The sequence below is a fragment of the Buttiauxella sp. genome, assembly GCF_035271705.1.
Lineage (GTDB): Bacteria > Pseudomonadota > Gammaproteobacteria > Enterobacterales > Enterobacteriaceae > Buttiauxella.
In genome coordinates, this window is the sequence record NZ_DATERI010000025.1 from 1 (window position 1) to 3,989 (window position 3,989).

Sequence of the window (3,989 nt, forward strand, 5' to 3'; positions counted from 1 at the left end):
CCTGTGCGCTCCAGGTCATGGCAGTAAGCACAAGGGCAAGCGAGGATAAACGGATCATAATTTCCCTGTTCTCAAACATGATATAGATAAGATAAATATAACCCTCCGCTGAGGATTTTGTGAGACAAGTCGAACAAAATAGCCTCACAACTTGACCCTACGTTTTGCGATGAAGGGGACGCGCGCTCCTCTCAGATACTATTGTTGCTCGGGAATCTGACAGGGCTGAGGGAGTCATAAATGGTGACTTAAGACTGGAGTACGAGAATTACCGTCAGGATAGATAACTCTCGTATAGGGGAGACATGGGCTAGATTGCTGGAAAAGATTAAACGCCGGAGTTATCGAGCAAATCTTTGCTGGCCGCTTTCAGGTACTGGAACATTGACCAGAACGTTAACACCGCAGCGATAAAGAACAGACCAATCCCCGCATACTCGATCCACATATTTGGACGCCAGAGCATACCGATCAATGCCAGCATTTGCACCATGGTCTTGGATTTACCAATCCAGGAGACCGCAACACTGCTGCGTTTGCCGATTTCAGCCATCCACTCGCGCAAGGCAGAAATAATAATTTCACGCGCAATCATGGTGGCCGCAGGCAACGTCACCCACCACGCGTGATAGTGTTCAACCACCAGCACCAGTGCGACGACCACCATCACTTTATCGGCTACAGGATCAAGGAAGGCGCCAAAACGTGTGCTTTGGTTCCAACGACGCGCCAGAAAACCATCAAACCAGTCAGTGATTGCGGCAAACCAGAAGATAAACGCGCATAGGAATGGCGCCCAACTAAACGGCAGATAAAAAGCCAGCACAAAGAATGGGATAAGGATGATACGAAACAGAGTAAGCAATGTTGGGATATTAAATTGCATAGTGCTGGTTAACTGTCTGTCGTAAGTGGTAATTGTCCCTATGTTGCTACAGAGCCCTTAATGTTTCAACGAGTAGAAGATCTTTTCTGCCAACGCTTGCGAGATACCCGGCACTTTTGCGATTTCTTCTACAGATGCATTCTTTAAAGGTTGCAATCCACCCATATATTTCAACAACATCTGTCGACGTTTTGGCCCGACGCCTTCGATTGTCTCCAGCGCACTGGTGTTTTTTACTTTTGCGCGTTTTTTGCGATGGCCGGAGATAGCATGATCATGGGATTCATCACGGATATGCTGAATGACATGCAGCGCGGGTGAATCTGGCGGCAGTGAAAACCCCTCACCTTCCGGTTCGAAGAACAATGTCTCAAGCCCGGCTTTACGGTCAACGCCTTTTGCCACCCCCAGCAACAGAGGATGATGCTTGTCCCAGGGAACATCGAGTTCTGCAAACACGGTTTTCGCCTGGCCGAGTTGCCCTTTCCCACCGTCAATGAGAATGACATCTGGCACTTTGCTCTCATCAATTGCCTTACCGTAGCGACGACGCAGTACCTGATTCATCGCGGCATAATCATCGCCTGGCGTAATACCTTCAATGTTGTAGCGTCGATATTCAGCACGCAGTGGGCCATTGGCATCAAAAACCACGCAGGACGCTACCGTTTGTTCACCCATCGTGTGGCTGATGTCAAAGCACTCCATCCGTTTGATTGCTGGCAGCTCAAGCACAATGGCTAAGGCGCTTAATCGTTGATGGATGGTTGATTGCTGCGCCAGGCGTGTCACCAGCGCCGTTGCGGCATTGGTGCGGGCCAGTTTCAAATAACGCGCGCGATCGCCACGTGGCTTGGTTTGTACGTTGATACGTCGTCCTGCCAGCTCCGTCAAAGAATCTGACAGCAAGGTTTTATCCGGCAAGTTGAAATCAAGCAGGATTTCAGAAGGCAAGGTGCGCATCTGGCTGCCTTGTAGATAGAACTGCCCGACAAAGGTTTCGACCACTTCTGAAAGTTCTGTGCCGTTTGGCACTTTTGGGAAATAGCTACGACTGCCTAGCACTTTACCCTGGCGGATAAAGAGCACATGCACACACGCCATGCCCGCATCGAACGACACGCCAATCACATCCAGATCGTCACCGGTATTGGAGACAAACTGTTTTTCAGTCACGCGACGTACCGCCTGAATTTGATCGCGAATTCTCGCGGCTTCTTCAAACGCCAGGTTTTTGCTCGCCTCTTCCATTCTGGCAATCAGTTGATTCAGAACCTGGTCGTCTTTACCGGACAGGAACAAACGGACATATTCCACTTGCTGGACATAATCTTCTTCACTGACCAGGCCTGCCACACATGGCCCAAGACAACGCCCAATTTGATATTGCAAACAAGGACGTGAGCGATTGCGATAGACATTGTTTTCGCACTGGCGGATTGGGAATATTTTTTGCAATAACGCCAGCGTTTCGCGTACCGCATAACCATTCGGGAATGGCCCGAAATATTCCCCTTTTGCGTGTTTCGCCCCACGGTGCATCGCAAGCCGCGGGTGAGTGTCGCCACTGAGGAAAATAAAGGGATAGGATTTGTCATCACGCAACAGCACGTTGTAACGCGGCTGATACAGCTTGATGTAGTTGTGCTCCAGCAACAACGCTTCCGTTTCGGTGTGAGTGACCGTCACATCGATATGCTGAATTAAGGCAACCAAAGCTTCCGTTTTACGGCTGGCAAGATTGCTCCTGAAGTAGCTCGACAAACGCTTCTTCAAGTCTTTTGCTTTACCAACGTAAATGACTGTTTCACTGGCGTCATACATACGATAGACGCCAGGTTTACTGGTTACAGTTTTAAGAAAAGCGCGTGGGTCAAAGATTTCACTCACTACTGATTAACGTCTCCGCACTAAATAAACCATGACGAATGGCCAGGTGTGTCAGCTCAACATCGCCACTGATATTCAGTTTACTAAACATGCGGTAACGGTAACTGTTGACCGTTTTTGGGCTGAGATTAAGCTGCTCTGAGATCTCATTGACCTTCTGGCCTTTGGTGATCATCAGCATAATCTGTAATTCACGCTCAGACAAACTCGCAAACGGCGTGTCTGTTTTCTCAGGTTCAATCTGGCTTAACGCCATTTGTTGGGCGATATCTGACGCGATATAGCGCTGCCCTGCATTGACCGAACGAATCGCATTAACCACGTCTTGTGGGGCAGCACCTTTACTCAAATATCCTGCGGCGCCGGCCTGCATAACTTTTGCAGGTAACGGATTTTCGGTGTGAATTGTCAGCATAATCACTTTGATATCCGTCGAATATCGCGCGATTTTGCGTGTTGCTTCAAGACCGCCCATCCCCGGCATGTTCATGTCCATCAGGACAACATCAACCGGATGACTACGGCACCACTTTACGGCATCCTCACCGCAATTTGTTTCACCTGATATCTTGATCCCTTTGATATCTTCAAGAATGCGTCGTATCCCTGCGCGCACCAGTTCATGGTCATCAACAAGAAGGACGTTGATCAAGGGGAACTCTCCGTTATAGGGATAACGCTACTAAAAATTACTGGGTCATATTAACGGTTTTTCAAGCAATTTTAAAATATAAAAACCGTTTTTCGGAACTTACAGCGAATTGGAAATTAAATTGTACAGTAGAGGCTATGATAGAAAACGAATTGATTCGTCATTATAAATAGTAAAAATGCTTTTCATATTTTAAAAAACCATCATCCGTTTCAATTATAAGTACTAAATAATGAACACTCAGCCACTTTTTTTAACCATAAATAAACAAAACCAAAACAACTACCCACATTTGCACCGTGAATAACCTGCCATCTTCACATAACCACTAATAAAATGGTTTACAACTGTGCTATACTCCGCCGCCTTAAGAAACCGTTACACGAAACAACGGTGTACCAACCAAGACCGAGGAACACAAATGAGCACTCCTGATTTTTCCACCGCAGACAACAGTGGTGAATTAGCTATTGAAGTCACCTGCCTGAAAGCCATGCTAACTCAGATGCTGAAAGCCATGGGTCAAGCCGATGCAGGCAAGGTTATCATCAAAATGGAAAA

4 protein-coding genes are annotated in these 3,989 nt (G+C 47.4%); 1 reads left to right on the forward strand and 3 read right to left on the reverse strand.

The window, feature by feature from the left end:
• Positions 1 to 328: 328 nt before the first annotated feature.
• The 3 genes from pgsA to uvrY are packed head-to-tail and all read right to left on the reverse strand — an operon-like array spanning position 329 to position 3,428.
• Positions 329 to 886 carry a CDP-diacylglycerol--glycerol-3-phosphate 3-phosphatidyltransferase gene (pgsA, locus tag VJY99_RS01985; RefSeq protein WP_324115845.1) on the reverse strand — a complete coding sequence of 186 codons (558 nt, stop codon included), beginning with the start codon at positions 884 to 886 and terminating at the stop codon, positions 329 to 331.
• A 57-nt stretch (positions 887 to 943) separates the two neighbouring features.
• Positions 944 to 2,776 (reverse strand): excinuclease ABC subunit UvrC, encoded by a 1,833-nt coding sequence (gene uvrC / locus VJY99_RS01990; protein WP_324115847.1) that lies wholly within the window; start codon positions 2,774 to 2,776, stop codon positions 944 to 946.
• Positions 2,769 to 3,428 carry a UvrY/SirA/GacA family response regulator transcription factor gene (gene uvrY, locus VJY99_RS01995; protein ID WP_324115849.1) on the reverse strand — a complete coding sequence of 220 codons (660 nt, stop codon included), beginning with the start codon at positions 3,426 to 3,428 and terminating at the stop codon, positions 2,769 to 2,771. Before uvrY ends, uvrC begins: the two co-directional genes overlap by 8 nt.
• A 421-nt stretch (positions 3,429 to 3,849) precedes the next feature.
• Between uvrY and VJY99_RS02000 the strand changes: the two genes are divergently transcribed.
• Positions 3,850 to 3,989 (forward strand): DUF2594 family protein (locus VJY99_RS02000; RefSeq protein ID WP_324115851.1); only part of this gene is annotated, 140 nt, incomplete at its 3' end.

What these genes read in the sequence shown, in the direction of transcription:
- pgsA (WP_324115845.1), bottom strand. Translation starts at nt 886, where the DNA reads ATGCAATTTAATATCCCAACATTGCTTACTCTGTTTCGTATCATCCTT.